This is a genomic window from Burkholderia sp. GbtcB21 (assembly GCF_019091065.1).
Classification (GTDB): Bacteria; Pseudomonadota; Gammaproteobacteria; order Burkholderiales; family Burkholderiaceae; genus Burkholderia; species Burkholderia pyrrocinia_C.
On the sequence record NZ_JAGXKA010000005.1, the window covers coordinates 109924 to 129312 of the forward strand.

Annotated in this window: 18 protein-coding genes; 16 read left to right on the forward strand and 2 right to left on the reverse strand. The window is 65.4% G+C overall.

The genetic code is table 11. From position 1 onward, the window contains the following. Positions 1-17: 17 nt before the first annotated feature. The 3 genes from aceE to lpdA all read left to right on the forward strand — a co-directional run bounded on the left by aceE (position 18) and on the right by lpdA (position 6494). Entirely contained in the window at positions 18-2714 is a 2697-nt protein-coding gene (gene aceE / locus KVT39_RS13770) for a pyruvate dehydrogenase (acetyl-transferring), homodimeric type (RefSeq protein ID WP_034183548.1), read from the forward strand. A 68-nt stretch (positions 2715-2782) separates the two neighbouring features. Beyond that, positions 2783-4453, forward strand: a complete 1671-nt coding sequence (aceF, locus tag KVT39_RS13775; protein ID WP_217589366.1) for a dihydrolipoyllysine-residue acetyltransferase — start codon at positions 2783-2785, stop codon at positions 4451-4453. A gap of 274 nt (positions 4454-4727) precedes the next feature. Next, positions 4728-6494, forward strand: coding sequence for a dihydrolipoyl dehydrogenase (lpdA, locus tag KVT39_RS13780; protein WP_217589367.1), 1767 nt, complete (start codon positions 4728-4730; stop codon positions 6492-6494). A 205-nt stretch (positions 6495-6699) separates the two neighbouring features. Here the strand turns inward: lpdA and KVT39_RS13785 are convergent, their stop codons facing one another. Continuing rightward, the gene (locus KVT39_RS13785; RefSeq protein WP_034183551.1) at positions 6700-7266 is read right to left on the reverse strand and encodes a phasin family protein; all 567 of its coding nucleotides are present in this window, start codon (positions 7264-7266) and stop codon (positions 6700-6702) included. 654 nt (positions 7267-7920) lie between these two features. Here KVT39_RS13785 and pbpG point away from each other — a divergent pair. Continuing rightward, positions 7921-9087 carry a D-alanyl-D-alanine endopeptidase gene (pbpG, locus tag KVT39_RS13790; RefSeq protein WP_034183552.1) on the forward strand — a complete coding sequence of 389 codons (1167 nt, stop codon included), beginning with the start codon at positions 7921-7923 and terminating at the stop codon, positions 9085-9087. A 100-nt stretch (positions 9088-9187) separates the two neighbouring features. On the opposite strand, the gene KVT39_RS13795 is transcribed toward pbpG, so the two are convergent. After that, positions 9188-9997, reverse strand: coding sequence for an IclR family transcriptional regulator (locus tag KVT39_RS13795; protein WP_034183553.1), 810 nt, complete (start codon positions 9995-9997; stop codon positions 9188-9190). 182 nt (positions 9998-10179) lie between these two features. On the opposite strand from KVT39_RS13795, the gene KVT39_RS13800 reads away from it, so the two are divergent. From KVT39_RS13800 to iscX, 12 genes are all read left to right on the forward strand, one after another. Beyond that, on the forward strand, positions 10180-10902 hold the full coding sequence (locus KVT39_RS13800; protein WP_034183554.1) for a (Fe-S)-binding protein: 723 nt from the start codon (positions 10180-10182) through the stop codon (positions 10900-10902). Positions 10903-10937: 35 nt separating this feature from the next. Beyond that, positions 10938-12350, forward strand: a complete 1413-nt coding sequence (locus tag KVT39_RS13805; RefSeq protein ID WP_034183555.1) for a lactate utilization protein B — start codon at positions 10938-10940, stop codon at positions 12348-12350. A gap of 129 nt (positions 12351-12479) precedes the next feature. Beyond that, positions 12480-12707 carry a hypothetical protein gene (locus KVT39_RS13810; protein WP_034183556.1) on the forward strand — a complete coding sequence of 76 codons (228 nt, stop codon included), beginning with the start codon at positions 12480-12482 and terminating at the stop codon, positions 12705-12707. A gap of 101 nt (positions 12708-12808) precedes the next feature. Further along, a complete protein-coding gene (locus tag KVT39_RS13815; protein WP_034183557.1) occupies positions 12809-13291 on the forward strand; it encodes a low molecular weight protein-tyrosine-phosphatase in 483 nt (160 codons plus the stop codon). Positions 13292-13403: 112 nt separating this feature from the next. Beyond that, positions 13404-13943, forward strand: coding sequence for a Fe-S cluster assembly transcriptional regulator IscR (iscR, locus tag KVT39_RS13820; protein WP_009691731.1), 540 nt, complete (start codon positions 13404-13406; stop codon positions 13941-13943). Positions 13944-14008: 65 nt separating this feature from the next. Further along, on the forward strand, positions 14009-15232 hold the full coding sequence (locus tag KVT39_RS13825) for an IscS subfamily cysteine desulfurase (protein WP_034183558.1): 1224 nt from the start codon (positions 14009-14011) through the stop codon (positions 15230-15232). A gap of 68 nt (positions 15233-15300) precedes the next feature. Continuing rightward, entirely contained in the window at positions 15301-15708 is a 408-nt protein-coding gene (gene iscU, locus KVT39_RS13830) for a Fe-S cluster assembly scaffold IscU (RefSeq protein WP_006481982.1), read from the forward strand. A gap of 68 nt (positions 15709-15776) precedes the next feature. Next, positions 15777-16100 (forward strand): iron-sulfur cluster assembly protein IscA, encoded by a 324-nt coding sequence (gene iscA, locus KVT39_RS13835; RefSeq protein WP_011885413.1) that lies wholly within the window; start codon positions 15777-15779, stop codon positions 16098-16100. Positions 16101-16194: 94 nt separating this feature from the next. Continuing rightward, entirely contained in the window at positions 16195-16722 is a 528-nt protein-coding gene (gene hscB, locus KVT39_RS13840; protein WP_105392859.1) for a Fe-S protein assembly co-chaperone HscB, read from the forward strand. Between the two features lie 54 nt (positions 16723-16776). Next, positions 16777-18645: a Fe-S protein assembly chaperone HscA gene (hscA, locus tag KVT39_RS13845; protein ID WP_034183559.1), complete on the forward strand. Its 1869-nt coding sequence runs from the start codon at positions 16777-16779 to the stop codon at positions 18643-18645. Between the two features lie 88 nt (positions 18646-18733). Then, positions 18734-19075: an ISC system 2Fe-2S type ferredoxin gene (gene fdx, locus KVT39_RS13850; protein ID WP_034183560.1), complete on the forward strand. Its 342-nt coding sequence runs from the start codon at positions 18734-18736 to the stop codon at positions 19073-19075. A 17-nt stretch (positions 19076-19092) separates the two neighbouring features. After that, complete coding sequence (iscX, locus tag KVT39_RS13855; RefSeq protein WP_034183561.1) at positions 19093-19302, forward strand: Fe-S cluster assembly protein IscX; 210 nt, start codon at positions 19093-19095, stop codon at positions 19300-19302. The last annotated feature ends 87 nt before the right edge of the window (positions 19303-19389 follow it).

Consider the following 19389-nt stretch of genomic DNA (forward strand, 5'->3'; position numbering starts at 1 on the left):
GGACCCAGGAGACGAGAATGTCCGCTGTACCGAACGAAGTGATGAAATATGTCGCCGCCGAACGTGACGACGACCCGCAAGAAACCGTTGAGTGGCTGGAGTCGCTCGATGGCGTGATCTCCTCCGTGGGCACCGGCCGCGCGCACTACCTGATCGAAAAGCAGATCGAGTTCGCCCGCATGCACGGCGAGCACCTGCCGTTTTCCGCGAATACCCCGTACATCAACACGATTCCGGTCGAAGCCCAGGCGAAGATTCCGGGCGACCAGGACATCGAGCACCGCATCCGTTCGTACACGCGCTGGAACGCGCTGGCGATGGTGCTGCGTGCAGGCAAGGACACGAACGTCGGCGGCCACATCGCATCGTTCGCGTCGGCCGCGACGCTCTATGACGTCGGCTACAACCACTTCTGGCACGCAGCGTCCGACCAGCACGGCGGCGATCTCGTGTTCGTGCAGGGCCACTCGTCGCCGGGCGTGTATTCGCGCGCGTTCCTGCTCGGCCGCCTGAAGGAAGAGCAGCTCGACAACTTCCGCCAGGAAGTCGACGGCAACGGCATTTCGTCGTACCCGCACCCGTGGCTGATGCCGGACTTCTGGCAGTTCCCGACCGTGTCGATGGGTCTCGGCCCGATCATGGCGATCTACCAGGCGCGCTTCATGAAGTACCTGCAGGCGCGCGGCATCGCGACGACGGAGGGCCGCAAGGTGTGGGCGTTCCTCGGCGACGGCGAGACGGACGAACCGGAATCGCTCGGCGCGATCGGGATGGCGAGCCGCGAGAAGCTCGACAACCTCGTGTTCGTGATCAACTGCAACCTGCAGCGTCTCGACGGCCCGGTGCGCGGCAACGGCAAGATCATCCAGGAACTGGAATCGGAATTCCGCGGCGCCGGCTGGAACGTGATCAAGGTCATCTGGGGCAGCCGCTGGGATGCGCTGTTCGCGCGCGACAAGACGGGCGCGCTGATGCGCCGCATGATGGAAGTCGTCGACGGCGAATACCAGACGTACAAGTCGGAGTCGGGCGCGTTCGTCCGCGAGCACTTCTTCAACTCGCCTGAGCTGAAGGCGCTGGTCGCCGACTGGTCGGACGACGACATCTGGGCGCTGAACCGCGGCGGCCACGATCCGCACAAGATCTATGCGGCGTTCCACGAAGCCAGCAACACGAAGGGCGCGCCGACCGTCATCCTCGCGAAGACCATCAAGGGCTACGGGATGGGCGAGTCGGGCCAGGCGATGAACATCACGCACCAGCAGAAGAAACTGCCGGTCGAGCAACTGAAGAAGTTCCGCGACCAGTTCCGCCTGCCGATCACCGACGAGCAGATCGCCGACGTGCCGTACCTGAAATTCGAGGAAGGCTCGAAGGAACTCGAATACATGCGCAAGCAGCGCATGGACCTCGGCGGCTACCTGCCGCACCGCCGCGAGAAGGCGACGTCGCTGCCGGTACCGGCGCTCGACGCGTTCGAGCCGCTGCTGAAGGGCACGGGCGAAGGCCGCGAGATCTCGACGACGATGGCGTTCGTGCGGATCCTGAACATCCTGCTGAAGGACAAGGCGCTCGGCAAGCGCGTCGTGCCGATCGTCCCGGACGAATCGCGCACGTTCGGCATGGAAGGCCTGTTCCGCCAGATCGGCATCTGGAACCAGCAGGGTCAGAAGTACGTGCCGGAAGATTCCGACCAGCTGATGTTCTACAAGGAATCGGAAACCGGCCAGATCCTGCAGGAAGGCATCAACGAAGCGGGCGGCATGTGCGACTGGATCGCGGCGGCGACGTCGTACTCGACGCACGGCGAGATCATGGTGCCGTTCTACATCTTCTACTCGATGTTCGGCTTCCAGCGGATCGGCGACCTCGCATGGGCCGCGGGCGACATGCGCTCGCGCGGCTTCCTGCTGGGCGGCACCGCGGGCCGCACGACGCTGAACGGCGAAGGCCTGCAGCACGAAGACGGCCACTCGCTCCTGTGGGCGGCATCGGTGCCGAACTGCGTGAGCTATGACCCGACCTTCGGCTACGAACTGGCCGTGATCATCCAGGACGGCCTGCGCCGCATGGTGCAGGACCAGGAAGACGTGTACTACTACATCACGGTGATGAACGAGAACTACGAGCACCCGGCGATTCCGCAGGGCGAGCACGTGGCGGCCGACATCATCAAGGGCATGTACGCGTTCAGGAAGGCCGACGCCGACAAGAAGGCGCCGCGCGTGCAGCTGCTCGGCGCGGGCACGATCTTCAACGAAGTGATCGCTGCCGCCGACCTGCTGAAGAACGACTGGGGCGTCGCCGCCGACCTGTGGAGCGTGCCGAGCTTCACCGAGCTCGCGCGCGAAGGCCACCAGGTCGAGCGCTGGAACCTGCTCCATCCGACCGAGGAGCGTCGCCTGTCGCACGTGCAGAAGTGCCTGAAGGACACGCAGGGCCCGGTCATCGCATCGACCGACTACGTCCGCGCGCTGGTCGACCAGATTCGCGGCCAGATCGATCGCCGCTTCGTCGTGCTGGGCACGGACGGCTTCGGCCGCTCGGATACCCGCGAGAAGCTGCGTCACTTCTTCGAGGTCGACCGTCACTGGGTCACCGTCGCGGCGCTCAACGCGCTGGCCGACGAAGGCACGATCGAGCGCAAGGTGGTCGCGGACGCGATCGCCAAGTACAACCTCGATCCGTCCAAGCCCAACCCGATGACCGTTTAACGCACACGCCGTGTGATGTCGCGCGTCGCTTCCGCGAGGAGCGCGCGCGGCCATGGAGACAGATACAGATGAGTCAAGCGATCGAAGTGAAGGTGCCGGATATCGGCGATTACAAGGACGTGCCCGTCATCGAAGTGCTCGTGAAGGCGGGCGACACGGTCGAGCCCGAGCAGTCGCTCGTCACGCTCGAGTCCGACAAGGCGACGATGGACGTCCCGAGCCCCGCGGCGGGCACGGTCAAGGAAGTGAAGGTGAAGGTGGGTGACTCGGTGTCGGAAGGCACGCTGATCATCCTGCTCGAAGGCGGCGCGGCCGCCCAGCCGAACGGCGCAGCTGCGCCGGCAGCAGCCCCGGCTCCGGCAGCAGCCCCGGCTCCGGCAGCAGCGCCGGCACCGGCCGCGGCTGCACCGGCTGCCGCACCGGCAGCGGCCGGCGGCACGCTCGAAGTGAAGGTGCCCGACATCGGCGACTACAAGGACGTCCCGGTGATCGAGATCGGCGTGAAGGTCGGCGACACGGTCGAGAAGGAGCAGTCGCTCGTCACGCTCGAATCGGACAAGGCGACGATGGACGTGCCGAGCCCGGCTGCCGGCGTCGTGAAGGACATCAAGGTGAAGGTGGGCGATTCGGTGTCGGAAGGCACGCTGATCGTGCTGCTCGAAGCCGCAGGCGCACCGGCTGCCGCACCGCAGGCGAGCGCACCGGCTCCGGCCGCTGCTGCATCGGCTCCGGCTCCGGCACCCGCCGCCGCACCCGCGAAGGCTGCGCCGGCACCGGCTGCCGCCGCACCTGCCGCAGCGCCGTCGGGCGAATACCGCGCCAGCCACGCATCGCCGTCGGTGCGCAAGTTCGCGCGCGAACTCGGCGTCGAAGTCGCACGCGTGCAGGGCTCGGGTCCGAAGGGCCGCATCACGAAGGACGACGTCACGGGCTTCGTGAAGGGCGTGATGACGGGCCAGCGCGCAGCACCGGGCGCGGCAGCGGCCGCGCCGGCAGGCGGCGGCGAGCTGAACCTGCTGCCCTGGCCGAAGGTCGACTTCTCGAAGTTCGGCCCGTTCGAGGCGAAGCCGCTGTCGCGCATCAAGAAGATCTCGGGCGCGAACCTGCATCGCAACTGGGTGATGATCCCGCACGTCACGAACAACGACGAAGCGGACATCACCGATCTCGAGGCGCTGCGCGTCCAGTTGAACAAGGAGCACGAGAAGGCGGGCGTGAAGTTCACGATGCTCGCGTTCGTGATCAAGGCGGTCGTCGCCGCGCTGAAGAAATTCCCGACCTTCAACGCGAGCCTTGACGGCGACAACCTCGTGTTCAAGCAGTACTTCCACGTCGGTTTCGCCGCCGATACGCCGAACGGCCTCGTCGTGCCGGTGATCCGCGATGCGGACAAGAAGGGTCTCGTCGACATCGCGAAGGAAATGAGCGACCTGTCGAAGGCCGCGCGCGAAGGCAAGCTGAAGCCGGACCAGATGCAGGGCGGCTGCTTCTCGATCTCGTCGCTCGGCGGGATCGGCGGCACGAACTTCACGCCGATCATCAACGCGCCGGAAGTGGCGATCCTCGGGTTGTCGCGCGGGCAGATGAAGCCGGTGTGGGACGGCAAGCAGTTCGTGCCGCGTCTCATGCTGCCGCTGTCGCTGTCGTATGACCATCGCGTGATCGATGGCGCGGAAGCCGCGCGGTTCAATGCGTATCTCGGCGCGTTGCTCGGCGATTTCCGGCGCATCATTCTTTGATGAGCGGGGAGGTGCTCGCGGGGGCGTGGGGTTTATGTTGGTTATCCACGCTTCGTCGTTGAACTTGTTTTCCTGACGGTCTGCCAGCGTCGCCCCTGCGCGGGGCGGCGGTCACTTTTCTTTGTCTTCCAAAGAAAAGTAACCAAAAGAAAGGCGCGTCCTTGGGCGGACGGCAAAGGTGGTTCTGCCCCAGGTCGCCGTTCTTTTGCCAGGCCGTAGTTCTCCCGCGGGTTTCTCCCCCCTCTGTCTGCAGCTAATCAAGAAGGGGACAGTAATGAGTCTCATCGAAGTCAAGGTTCCGGATATCGGCGATTTCAGCGGCGTCGATGTCATCGAAGTCAATGTGAAGCCGGGCGACGTGATCGAAAAAGAGCAGACGCTCATCACGCTCGAATCGGACAAAGCCTCCATGGAAGTGCCCAGCGACGTCGCCGGCACCGTCAAGGAAGTCAAGGTCAAGGCCGGCGAGAAAGTCTCGCAAGGCACGGTCATCGCCATCGTCGAAGCATCGGCAGGCGCCGCCGCACCCGCGAAAGCACCCGAACCGGCCAAGCCCGCAGCGGCTGCTCCGGCACCGGCCGCAGCCGCCCCGGCACCCGCGCCGCAAGCCGGCAGCTACGCCGGCGCAGTCGACGTCGAATGCGACATGCTCGTGCTCGGCGCCGGCCCCGGCGGCTACTCGGCCGCGTTCCGCGCAGCCGATCTCGGCATGAAGACGGTGCTCGTCGAACGCTACTCGACGCTCGGCGGCGTGTGCCTGAACGTGGGCTGCATCCCGTCGAAGGCACTGCTGCACACGGCGCTCGTCATCGACGAAGCCGCGGCGCTCGCGTCGCACGGCATCACGTTCGGCAAGCCGCAGGTCGATCTCGGCAAGCTGCGCGACTTCAAGGGCGGCGTCGTCAAGAAGCTGACGACGGGCCTCGCCGGCATGGCGAAGGCGCGCAAGGTCGAAGTCGTCACGGGCGTCGGCGCATTCGTCGATCCGTATCACATGGAAGTGCAGGGCGAAAACGGCAAGAAGGTCGTCAAGTTCAAGCAGGCGATCATCGCCGCGGGCTCGCAGGCCGTGAAGCTGCCGTTCATGCCGGAAGACCCGCGCGTCGTCGATTCGACGGGCGCACTCGAACTGCGCCAGCTGCCGAAGCGCATGCTCGTGATCGGCGGCGGCATCATCGGCCTCGAAATGGCGACGGTGTACGCGACGCTCGGCGCCGAGATCGACGTCGTCGAAATGATGGACGGCCTGATGATGGGCGCGGACCGCGATCTCGTGAAGGTCTGGGAAAAGTACAACGCGAAGCGCTTCGGCAACGTGATGCTGAAGACCAAGACGGTCGGCGCGGAAGCGAAGGAAGACGGCATCTACGTGAAGTTCGAGGGCGAGAAGGCGCCGGCGGAAGCGCAGCGCTACGACCTCGTGCTCGTCGCGGTGGGCCGCAGTCCGAACGGCAAGAAGATCGGTGCCGACAAGGCCGGCGTCGCCGTCACGGATCGCGGCTTCATCGACGTCGACAAGCAGATGCGCACGAACGTCCCGCACATCTTCGCGATCGGCGATGTCGTCGGCCAGCCGATGCTCGCGCACAAGGCCGTGCATGAAGGCCACGTCGCAGCGGAAGCCGCGCACGGCGAGAAGGCGTACTTCGACGCACTGCAGATTCCGTCGGTGGCGTACACCGATCCGGAAGTGGCGTGGGCCGGCAAGACGGAAGACCAGTGCAAGGCCGAAGGTATCAAGTACGGCAAGGCGGTGTTCCCGTGGGCCGCTTCGGGCCGCGCGATCGCGAACGGCCGCGACGAAGGCTTCACGAAACTGATCTTCGACGAGGAAACCCATCGCGTGATCGGCGGCGGGATCGTCGGCCTGAACGCGGGCGACCTGATCAGCGAAGTGTGCCTCGCCGTCGAGATGGGCGCGGACGCGGAAGACATCGGCAAGACGATCCATCCGCACCCGACGCTCGGCGAATCGATTGGCATGGCCGCCGAGCTGTACGAAGGCGTCTGTACGGACCTGCCGCCGCAACGCAAGAAGTAACGCGACCGGCACGGCCGGTCATGCGCTGGCCATGAAGAACGCCGCCGCCCGGGCAATCCGGGCGGCGGCGTTTTCTTTTGCTCGCGGCCGGCGCGGCGATCGAACGGCCGTTCGAGCGTAGCGAACGGCGGCAGGTTCGCGCCGTTTCCGGCGCCGGAAACGAAAAAGCCGCGCTGGGCGCGGCTCTTTCAGGAGCAGGGGACGCTTACGCGGCCGGCTTGCTCGAACGACGCGCAGCGGCGGCGGTGGCAGCCTTCGTTGCGACGGCAGCAGCAGCGTTGAAGTTCGTTTCAGCGATCTCGACGGCTTGCTTCGTTGCCTTCTGAACCGTTTCGTACGTGGTGTTCGCAGCGTTCAGTGCCGACTTCAGCGCGGCGACAGCCGTTTCCGAACCGGCCGGGGCGTTCTTCGCGACGTTGTCGACGAGTGCCTGGACCTTCTTGTTCTGCTCTTCGAATTGCGCTTCGGCAACCTTCGTGAACTCGGCTTGCGTCGACGATGCGATTTCGTACAGGTGACGGCCGTACGACAGCACCTTTTCCGCGACCGGCTGCGACAGGCTCGCTTGCAGTGCGATCAGTTCCTGAGCGTCCTTCACCGACAGCAGACGCTGTGCGTTTTCCTGGCTCTCGACCAGCGTCGACTTCACGACCTGCAGGTTCAGTTCGATCAGCTTTTCGACGCCTTCGAACGCCTTGGTCGTCAGACCGAACAGGCTTTCGAGGTTGGCTTTCTGTGCGGCGGCGATTTGCTCGGGGGTCAGCAAGGACATGTCAAGCTCCTGAAAAGCGATCGCGTCGATCGCAGGGTAAAGGGGCACTACGATGGGGAACCTCGGATGCGCGTCCTTTGTGCAACGCAGCAATGAAACGTATTTTAGGGCAGAGAAAACGGATGTCAAGTATTTTTTGTGCGTTGCACAATCGTGACAAATTATCGATAAAACAACGAGTTATCATGGCCGTTCGGAATCGGTTTCACGCTCGATCCCAAATGGTGCGCACGGGCGCGGGGCAGGCGCAGCGCACCATGAGTACGTACAGGTAAACCTGACAGGCTTGTGGAACGTTATCCTTCCGTTCCTGTCGAAAACGCGCCGTTTCGATGCACATGCCGTGGCGACGTGCCGTCGTCATGGTCAAGAGGCGCTGCAGGCACGCCCCGAGCGCCGGATACGTAGTTTCCCCGCTTTAAATTGCCCCGAAAGTGACGTTATCTCAATTAACCGTGTGGTAATCGGGAGACGGGCGCTGTCGGGCAGTGCTTCCCATGATTTTTTTCGATGGGAGCGGGAGGGTCGATTGGTCTGAGGTTGGCCGACCCTTACATTCCGGTTTAACGACGATCGGTAAGTGCCTAATATTGCTCTTTTTTTAAGCTTTAACTACACTTGCGGAAACCTCCCGCCCGCTTTGTCCAGACCCCAATGAAAGCCGAATCGTTTTCACCGCGCAGATTGTTGCAGAGCATGACGCTCGGCGCGGCTGTGTCGGTCGCCGTCGCCTTGCTGGCGACCGCCGCGTCCGTCGCGCCCGCTGACGCCTTTGCCGCCACTGCGAAGACCCAACAAGCCGCCAAGAAAAAGGCCGTCGCTCCTGCTTCGTCCGCGAAGAAGAAGTCGGTCAAGGCCGCATCCAGCCAATCCGCCAAGGTCGCCGCGGCCGATGCGCCGCGCGCGAAAGCGTCGCGCAAGCGCATGACGCTCGCAGCGGGCGTGCACGGCGGCCACCGCGGCGCAGTGCGCCAGGTCGCGTTCCAGCCGCGCCGTCCGACCGTCGGCCAGGCGTTCGGCCTGCACGACACGCCGGACGCGCTCGCGCTGCGCTCGAGCGTCGCGTACGTCGTCGACCAGAATTCCGGCGAGCCGCTGTTCGACAAGAATTCGCACGCCGTCGTGCCGATCGCATCGATCTCGAAGCTGATGACGGCGATGGTCGTGCTCGATTCGAAGACGCCGATGACCGACCAGATCGAAGTCACCGACGAAGATCGCGACTACGAGAAGGGCACGGGCTCGCGCCTGTCGGTCGGCTCGGTGCTGTCGCGCGAGGACATGCTGCATATCGCGCTGATGGCGTCGGAAAACCGCGCGGCCGCCGCGCTGTCGCGTTATTACCCGGGCGGCCGTCCGGCGTTCATCGCCGCGATGAACGCGAAGGCGAAGGCGCTCGGCATGGCCGATACGCATTTCGAGAATTCGACCGGCCTGTCGAGCTCGAACGTGTCGAGCGCGCGCGATCTGGTGAAGATGGTCAATGCGGCGTACCAGTACCCGATGATCCGCCAGTTCTCGACCGATCGCAGCTACGAGGTGTACACGGGCAAGCGCAATCTCGCCTACAACAGCACGAACGCGCTGATCCGCGGCAACGGCTCGTGGGACATCGGCCTGCAGAAGACCGGCTTCATCAACGAAGCGGGCGAGTGCCTCGTGATGCAGGCGACGATCCATGGCCGGCCGATGGTGATCGTGCTGCTCGATTCGTACGGCAAGTATTCGCGCTTCGCCGACGCGGCACGCCTGCGCAACTGGCTCGATGCCGGCGGCGGCGAGCGCCTGACGGCGGCCAACACGCCGAACGGCGGCACCTGATCGCCGGCGGCGGTCCCGCCGCCGCGCCGATTGGTTGCAAGAAAAAACCCCGCAATCGCGGGGTTTTTTCGTTGGAGAGAACCGGGGCGGTGAAGGCGGCTTATGCCTGCCGCTGCAGCCCGTCCGCATCCTTCGCGGGCGCCGGCCGATAGCCGAGCGATTCCGAGATGGTGAGCGCCGTGCGGCTCAACTGGCCGAGCCACGCGTCCTGCAGGCGATCGGCCGGTGCCGACAGCGACAGGCCCGCGACGAGCTTGCCAGAATCGTCGTAGATGCCGGCCGCGATACAGCGCACGCCGAGCTCCAGTTCCTCGTTGTCGCGTGCGCATGATTGCTGGCGGACGATCGTCAGCTCGCGCTCGAGCTTCGCGATGTCGGTGATGCTGTTCTGCGTATGGCCGGACAGCCCCGTGCGCGTCGCATAGGCGCGCACGCGCGACGTTTCGTCGGCCGCGAGGAACAGCTTGCCGACCGACGTGAGGTGCAGCGGCGCGCGGCCGCCGATCGCGCGGACGACCTGCATCCCCGAACGCTCCGAATAGGCGCGCTCGATATAGACGATCTCGTCGCCCTGGCGCACCGACAGGTTCACGGTCTGCCCGGTGAGACGGTGCAGCTCGCGCATCGGCATCAGCGCCGCGTCGCGCACCGACAGGCGCGCCTTCACGAGGTTGCCGAGCTCGAGCAGCCGCATGCCGAGGCGGTACGTGCCGGGATCGGAGCGGTCGACGAGGCGGCAGGTCACCATGTCGTTGAGGATGCGGTGCGCGGTCGACGGATGCAGCTCCGTCCGCTGCGCAAGCTCCTTCAGGCTGACGGGGTCGCTGTGCGCGGCGAGCGCGTCCAGCAGCCGCATCATGCGTTCGATCACCTGGATCGACGTTTTTGAATCCGGGGTGGGTTGGCTCATGTCGGGGAGGAATCGGTTGACGCGTCAGGCGGTGTTGGGCCGATTGTATCTCGTATTGTGAAAAAAGCGAACGCCGTTCGAGGAAGTCCTCGCTTCGCGCCGCGCGGGCTTGCGCGCAAGCCCGCGTTGGTCTTGCCGGCCAAACGGCGGATAATGAGAGCCGTTTTCTCGAAGGAGCACGTATGCGAGTCGGTTTGTTCGTGACCTGCCTGGTCGATCTGATGCGCCCCGAAATCGGTTTCTCGGCGCTCAAGCTGATTCGCGACGCCGGCTACGAGGTGATCGTGCCGCCCGCGCAAACCTGCTGCGGCCAGCCGGCCTACAACTCCGGCGAGCGCGCGCTGGCGCGCGATCTCGCGGAAAAGACGCTGCGCGAGTTCGAGCAGTTCGATTACGTGGTCGCGCCGTCGGGTTCGTGCGGCGGGATGATACGCACGCACTACGGCGACCTGTTCCGCGACGACCCCGAACTGATGGGGCGCTACGCGCGCTTTCAGCAGAAAGTCTACGAACTGACCGATTTCCTCGCGAACGTCGCCAAGGTCTCGCTCGAGCCCGGTGAATTCACCGGGCCCGTCACCTATCACGACTCGTGCTCGGGCCTGCGCGAACTCGGCGTGAAGGCGCAGCCGCGCGCGCTGCTCGCACAGCGCGGCATCGCGGTCACCGAGATGAAGGACTGCGAGCACTGCTGCGGCTTCGGCGGCACGTTCGCGGTCAAGTACGGCGATATTTCGGCGGCCATCGCGGACGAGAAGTGCGCGAACGTGCGTGCGTCGGGCGCGGGCGCCGTCGTGCTGGGCGATCTCGGCTGCATGCTGAACATCGAAGGGCGGTTGCGCCGCACCGGCGACCGCGACACGCGCGTGCTGCACGTCGCGCAGGTGCTGGCGGGCGACGTCTGACGCCCGGTTCCGCTCACTTTTCCCCCGATACCGCGATGCAAGTCCAATCGATGCATTTCAAGGCGCGCGCCGGCCAGAAGCTGGCCGACCAGCGCCTGCAGCAGAACCTGAAGAAGCTGTCGACGAAGTTCGTGTCCGCGCGCGCCGACGCGATGACCGCGATCGACTTCCCGGCCACGCGCGCCGCGCTCAAGGCGCGCCGCAACCGCGCGCTGGAGAACCTCGACGTGTGGCTCGACGCATTCGAGCGCGAGGCGACGCGGCGCGGCACGACGGTACTGTTCGCCGAAACGACCGCGGATGCCGCGCGGCTCGTGGCCGACATCGCGCGCCGGCACGACGTGAAGAAGGTCATCAAGACCAAGTCGATGGTGTCCGAGGAGATGCGTCTGAACGCGGTGCTCGCGGAGATGGGCGTGCAGTCGATCGAGACGGATCTCGGCGAATACATCCTGCAGATCAACGACAACGAACCGCCGAGCCACATCATTGCGCCCGTCGTGCACAAGGACAAGGACGAGATCGCCGACCTGTTCGCGCGCACGCACCATCGCGCGCGGCTCACCGAGATTCCGGACATGACGCGCGAGGCGCGCGAGGTGCTGCGCCCGCATTTCATGTCGGCCGACATGGGCGTGACGGGCGGCAACTTCGTGATTGCCGAGACGGGTTCGGTCGCGATCGTGACGAACGAAGGGAACGAGGGGATGTGCACGGTGATGCCGCGCGTGCATGTTGCGGTGACGGGCATCGAGAAGGTGCTGCCGACGCTCGAGGATCTGGCGACCGCGATGCGCCTGTTGCCGCGCTCCGCGACGGGGCAGAAGACGTCGAACTATTTTTCACTGCTGACCGGGCCGCGCGGCCCGGGCGACGAGGACGGCCCCGAGCACAACTACGTGGTGCTCGTCGACGGCGGCCGCACGGGCCTGATCGGCGGCGAGTTCCAGGAGATGCTGCGCTGCATCCGCTGCGGCGCGTGCATGAACCACTGCCCGGTTTACCAGAAGGTCGGCGGCCATGCGTACGGCTGGGTCTACCCGGGGCCGATGGGGTCGGTGCTGACGCCGAGCTACGTCGGGCTCGAGAGCACGCTCGACCTGCCGCAGGCCGCGACGCTGTGCGGCGAATGCGACAGCGTGTGCCCGGTCGGGATTCCGTTGTCGCACCTGTTGCGCACGCTGCGCGAGAAACAGGTCGAGCGGCACCTGCGGCCGTGGCGCGAGCGGACCGCGCTCGCCGCATGGGGCTTCGTCGCGCGGCGGCCGACGCTGTACGCGCTGACGACCAAGCTCGCGGTGCGCGTCCTCGAGCGGCTGGGCGGCAACGGCGGCATGCTGCGGCGTCTGCCGATGATGGGCGGCTGGATGGATACGCGCGACATGCCGACGCCGACCGGGCGCACGTTCCGCGAACTGTACGCGGCATCGAAAAGCCACCTCGGCTGAGCACTGTTCATCCGGCGACAACAGTGCGTTCGCTATTTACATATTTATCTCGATAGATGCGGTCTATAGAATCTTGTCTGTAGTCCCCGGAATCGGTTTTCGGGGAACGAGGTCAAGGAGGTCCGCATCATGAAAAAGACAATATCGATGTACTGGCCGCTGGCAATCGTCGTCCCGCTGGCCGCGGCTGCCTATCTGCATGCGATGGCCGATGCGCCGGCGCGCGGCCCGCTCGCGGTTCACCAGGCGTCTGCCGAACTGGCGCGCGCGGTGTCGTTCGGGCTGGTCGACGACGCGGCGAAGCCGCTGCCGGCGGCATCCGGCGACGTCGTGCTCGCCGCGCCGAAGGCGCTGTAATGCTGGGCGCCGTCGCTTTGCGCGGCGGCGCGATTTCGGGCGCCTTTGTATAATGGCGCGTTCTTGTTCCACGCGGTCCGCCGCGGCTTTCCGATAGTGCGATGACCCGCGTTGCGATCTGTTTCGTCTGTCTCGGCAACATCTGCCGCTCGCCCACCGCGGAAGGCGTGATGCGCCACCAGGTCGACGCTGCCGCGCTGGCGGACCGGATCGCGATCGATTCGGCCGGCACCGGCGACTGGCATGTGGGCGAGCCGCCCGATACGCGTGCGCAGGCTGCCGCGCGCAGCCGCGGCTACGACCTGTCGGCGCTGCGCGCGCGGCAGGTGAGTGCGGCGGACTTCGAGCGTTTCGACCTGCTGCTCGCGATGGACGAAGCGAATCTTGCGGAACTGCACCGCCGCTGCCCGCCGCAGCATCGCGACAAGGTGCGCCTGCTGATGGAATTCGCGCCGGACTCGTCTGAAACCGAAGTGTCCGATCCGTATTTCGGCGGCGCGCAGGGCTTCGAACAGGTGCTCGATCAGGTCGAACGCGCGTGCGCGGGCCTGCTGCAGACGCTTCGGGCCCGCACGCAGCGCTGATCGCGGTATTCAGCGATCTGCGAATACCCTATCAAAGGCATGGATACTTGACTAAATCTGTCAAATATTTATACTTGACCAAAATCGTCAAGATTGCAGTCCCCTAGACACCATGAGACTCACCACCAAAGGCCGTTTCGCCGTCACGGCGATGATTGACTTGGCACTGCGCCAGGAGCAGGGCCCGGTGACGCTTGCAGGCATCAGCCAGCGCCAGCGGATTTCGCTCTCGTATCTCGAACAGCTGTTCGGCAAGCTGCGCAGGCATGAAATCGTCGAATCCGTGCGCGGCCCGGGCGGCGGCTACAACCTCGCGCGTCGCGCGCAGGACGTCACCGTTGCCGACATCATCATCGCGGTCGATGAACCGCTCGACGCCACGCAGTGCGGCGGCAAAGGCACGTGCGACGGCTCGAAGCAGCCCGACGGCCATTGCATGACGCACGAGCTGTGGTCGACCCTGAACCAGAAGATGGTCGAATACCTCGATTCCGTGTCGCTGCAGGATCTCGTCGATCAGCAGCGCGCACGCGAGGGCGCACCCGCGGTGCTGCGCGACCGGCGTACGCCGGAGCCCGTCGCCGCACCGGCCGAGCCCGTGCGCACGATGCCGCTCGGCCCCAATTCGGTGTTCAACATCGCGAGTTCGTGAGCGCGAAGGCGCCCGCCATACCCCATAACGCACATAGTCCCTGCACAGAATACCCGGAGCGACAGATGACCCAAGAGACTCTCCACCTGCCCATCTATATGGATTACAGCGCGACGACGCCCGTCGATCCGCGCGTGGTCGACAAGATGGTGCCGTACCTGCGCGAGCAGTTCGGCAACCCGGCGTCGCGCAGCCACGCTTACGGCTGGGACGCGGAGCGTGCGGTCGAGGAAGCGCGCGAGCAGGTGGCCGCACTTGTGAACGCGGATCCGCGCGAGATCATCTGGACGTCCGGCGCAACGGAATCGGACAACCTCGCGATCAAGGGTGCCGCGAACTTCTACAAGGGCAAGGGCAAGCACATCATCACGGTGAAGACCGAGCACAAGGCCGTGCTCGATACGTGCCGCGAGCTCGAGCGCGACGGTTTCGAAGTCACCTACCTCGACGTGAAGGATGACGGCCTGCTCGACCTCGACGTGTTCAAGGCCGCGTTGCGCCCCGATACGATCCTCGTGTCGGTGATGCACGTGAACAACGAGATCGGCGTGATCCAGGACATCGAGACGATCGGTGAAATCTGTCGCGAGAAGGGCATCGTGTTCCACGTCGACGCTGCACAGTCGACCGGCAAGGTCGGGATCGACCTCGCGAAACTGAAGGTCGACCTGATGTCGTTCTCGGCGCACAAGACCTACGGTCCGAAGGGCATCGGCGCGCTGTACGTGCGCCGCAAGCCGCGCGTGCGCATCGAGGCACAGATGCACGGCGGCGGCCACGAGCGCGGGATGCGTTCGGGCACGCTGGCGACGCACCAGATCGTCGGCATGGGCGAAGCGTTCCGCATCGCGCGCGAAGAAATGGCGACCGAGAACGAGCGCGTCCGCATGCTGCGCGACAAGCTGCTGCGCGGCCTGTCGCAAATCGAGGAAACGTACGTGAACGGCGACATGGAACACCGTGTCCCGCACAACCTCAACATCAGTTTCAACTTCGTCGAAGGCGAGTCGCTGATCATGGCGATCAAGGACGTCGCGGTTTCGTCGGGCTCCGCATGTACGTCGGCGTCGCTGGAGCCGTCGTACGTGCTGCGTGCGCTCGGCCGCAACGACGAGCTCGCGCACAGCTCGATCCGCTTCACGGTCGGCCGCTTCACGACGGAGCAGGAAGTCGACTTCGTGATCAATCTGCTGAACAGCAAGATCGCGAAGCTGCGCGAACTGTCGCCGCTCTGGGAAATGCACCAGGAAGGCATCGACCTGTCGACGATCGAATGGGCCGCTCACTAAGCGCCACACTGAACATATCCGCGGGCGGATTCGCGCACGCAGACGTAACGAGTCAAGGAGTCTGAGTCATGTCTTACAGCAACAAGGTTCTGGATCACTACGAAAACCCGCGCAACGTCGGTTCGTTCGCGAAGGACGACGACACGGTCGGCACGGGCATGGTCGGCGCGCCGGCCTGCGGCGACGTGATGAAGCTGCAGATCCGCGTCGGCGCGGACGGCGTGATCGAAGACGCGAAGTTCAAGACCTACGGGTGCGGTTCGGCGATCGCGTCGAGCTCGCTCGTGACCGAATGGGTGAAGGGCAAGACGCTCGACGAGGCGCTGTCGATCAAGAATACGCAGATCGCCGAAGAGCTCGCGCTGCCGCCGGTGAAGATTCACTGCTCGATCCTCGCGGAAGACGCGATCAAGGCAGCCGTGGCCGACTACAAGAAGCGCCACGACACGAAGGAAGGCGATCAGGCAGCGGCCTGAGCGGCATCGAGCGGGTTGGGTTCAGAAGGAACGCGGCGGGTCCCGGTGGCGCGTCGCGCAAGGACATCATGGCAATTACACTGACCGAAAAAGCAGCACAGCACGTCCAGAAATACCTCGTCCGTCGCGGCAAGGGTGTTGGCCTGCGGCTTGGCGTTCGCACGACCGGGTGCTCGGGGCTCGCATACAAGCTCGAGTATGTCGACGAGCTGGCTCCCGAGGATCAGGTGTTCGAGAGCCATGGCGTGAAGGTCGTCGTCGATCCGAAGAGCCTCGCGTACATCGACGGCACCGAGCTCGACTTTGCCCGCGAAGGCCTGAACGAAGGGTTCAAGTTCAACAACCCGAACGTGAAGGACGAGTGCGGCTGCGGCGAATCGTTCCGCGTGTGACGCGGATCTCCGCGCAATGCGGGCAAGAGGCGGCACGGGCCGCCTTTTTAATGTGCGGCGTTTGCCGCGCGACGAACCGGAATTGAACGCGACGATGGTCTCGCTGAAAGACAGCCATTTCGACCTGTTTCACCTGCCGGCGCAATTCGCACTCGACGAGGCGACGCTCGACGCCGCCTATCGGACAGTGCAGACGCAGGTGCATCCGGACCGCTTCGCGGCGGCCGGCGACGCGCAAAAGCGCATCGCGATGCAATGGGCAACCCGCGCGAACGAGGCGTACCGCACGCTGCGCGATCCGCTGAAGCGCGCGTCCTATCTGCTGTCGCTGCGCGGCGTCGACATCGGCGCTGAAAGCAACACCGCGATGGAACCGGCGTTCCTGATGCAGCAGATGGAGTGGCGCGAGGGCATCGAGGATGCCGCGGCCGCCCGCAACGTCGACGCACTCGACACGCTGCTCGCCGAGTTGCGCGACGAGAAGCGCGTACGCGTCGAGCGCCTCGGCACGCTGCTCGACAGCGGCGCCGATCAGGCGGCCGCCGAGGCCGTGCGCCAGCTGATGTTCATCGAACGTGTCGCGTCGGAAGTGGGCACGCAGATCGAGCGCCTCGAAACTTAACCGCGTGCCTTGCGGCACGCGCAGCAAACGGGCCGAGCGCCCGAACGAACCAAGATGGCTTTACTGCAAATTTCCGAACCGGGCATGGCGCCGGCGCCGCACCAGCGGCGACTCGCCGTCGGGATCGATCTCGGCACGACGAACTCGCTCGTCGCGGCCGTGCGCAACAGCGTGGCCGAAGTGCTGCCGGACGAAGCGGGCCGCGTGCTGCTGCCGTCGGTGGTCCGTTACCTCGAGAAGGGCGGCCGCCGCATCGGCCACGAAGCGAAAGAGCAGGCCGCGACCGATCCGCGCAACACGATCGTGTCGGTCAAGCGCTTCATGGGCCGCGGCAAGGCCGAGGTCGAAGGCGCGGCGAATGCGCCGTACGAATTCGTCGATGCGCCGGGCATGGTGCAGATCCGTACCGTCGACGGCGTGAAGAGCCCGGTCGAAGTGTCGGCCGAGATTCTCGCGACGCTGCGCTATCGCGCCGAAGATTCGCTCGGCGACGATCTGGTCGGCGCGGTGATCACGGTGCCCGCGTATTTCGACGAAGCGCAGCGCCAGGCGACCAAGGATGCCGCGCGTCTCGCGGGCCTCAACGTGCTGCGCCTGCTGAACGAACCGACTGCCGCGGCGATTGCGTATGGCCTCGACAACGCGTCCGAAGGCCTCTACGCGGTGTACGACCTCGGCGGCGGCACGTTCGACCTGTCGATCCTGAAGCTGACGAAGGGCGTGTTCGAAGTGCTGGCCGCGGGCGGCGATTCCGCACTCGGCGGCGACGACTTCGATCACGCGCTGTTCGGTCACGTGCTCGCGCAGGCCGGTATCGACGCAAGGACGCTCGCGCCCGAGGACGTGCGCCTGCTGCTCGACCGCGTGCGCGTGCTGAAGGAAGCGCTGTCGTCCGCGCCGCAGGCGTCGCTCGACGTGACGCTGTCGGGCGGCGCGCACGTCGTGCAGACGGTCTCGCACGACACGTTCGCATCGCTCGTCGAGCCGCTCGTGCAGCGCACGCTCACACCGACCCGCAAGGCGCTGCGCGACGCGCAGGTGACGCCGGCCGACATCAAGGGCGTCGTGCTCGTCGGCGGCGCGACGCGCATGCCGGTGATTCGCGACGCAGTCGCGAAATATTTCGGCCAGCCGCCACTCGTGAACCTCGATCCGGACCAGGTCGTCGCGCTCGGTGCTGCGATCCAGGCCGACCTGCTCGCGGGCAATCGCGGCACCGGCGACGACTGGCTGCTGCTCGACGTGATTCCGCTGTCGCTCGGCGTTGAGACGATGGGCGGCCTCGTCGAGAAGATCATTCCGCGCAACTCGACGATTCCGATCGCACGCGCGCAGGAATTCACGACTTTCAAGGACGGCCAGACCGCGATGGCGATCCACGTCGTGCAGGGCGAGCGCGAGCTCGTCGCCGACTGCCGGTCGCTTGCGCGCTTCGAGCTGCGCGGTATTCCGCCGATGACGGCCGGCGCCGCGCGGATTCGCGTGACCTATCAGGTCGACGCGGACGGCCTGCTGTCGGTGTTCGCACGCGAACAGCTGTCGGGCGTCGAGGCGTCGGTCGTCGTGAAGCCGTCGTACGGCCTCGCCGACGACGACATCGCGAAGATGCTCGAGGACAGCTTCAAGACCGCCGAAATCGACATGCGCGCACGCGCGCTGCGCGAAGCGCAGGTCGAGGCCGAGCGGATGCTCGAGGCGACGCAGGCCGCGCTGGCGACCGACGGCGAACTGCTCGATGCGGACGAGCGCACGCAGATCGACGCGCTCGCCGCGGCGCTGCGCGCGGTTGCGCAAGGCGACGATACGAATGCGATCGAAGCGGCGACCAAGACGCTGGCCGACGGCACCGACGAATTCGCGGCGCGCCGGATGGACAAGAGCATCAAGCGCGCACTGTCGGGCCGCCGGCTCGACGAGATCTGAACTGACGAACTGCGCATCGGCCGGCGACGGCCCGCGCGATAATGAACCGTGCGGCGCCTGTCGCCGCACCCTGACTGACGGAACGGACATGCCTCAACTGGTGGTGCTGCCTCACGTCGAACTGTGCCCGGACGGCGCAGTGATCGACGCGACGCCCGGCAAGAGTATCTGCGACAACCTGCTCGACCACGGAATCGAGATCGAGCATGCATGCGAGAAGTCGTGCGCGTGCACGACGTGCCACGTGGTGATCCGCGAGGGCTTCAACGATCTGGCGCCGTCCGAGGAGGACGAGGACGACCTGCTGGACAAGGCGTGGGGGCTCGAGCCGACGTCGCGCCTGTCGTGCCAGGCGATCGTGAACGAAGATTCGGACCTGGTGGTCGAGATTCCGAAGTACTCGATCAACCACGCGAAGGAAAATCACTGACAAACCGGAGGCAGGCGATGAAATGGACCGATTCGCGCGAACTAGCCATTGCGCTGGCGGACAAGTACCCGGACATCGACCCGCAGCGGATCAACTTCGTCGACCTGCGCCAATGGGTGCTTGAACTCGACGGCTTCGACGATGATCCGAAGCATTCCGGCGAGAAGATCCTCGAAGCGATCCAGGCGCACTGGATCGACGAATCCGACTTCGACGACGAAGACTGAGCACGGCGTGCGCCGCAATGGCGCACGCGGCTCCAATGAGAAAACGGCTCGTGAGCAATCGCTCGCGAGCCGTTTTCGTTTTCAGGT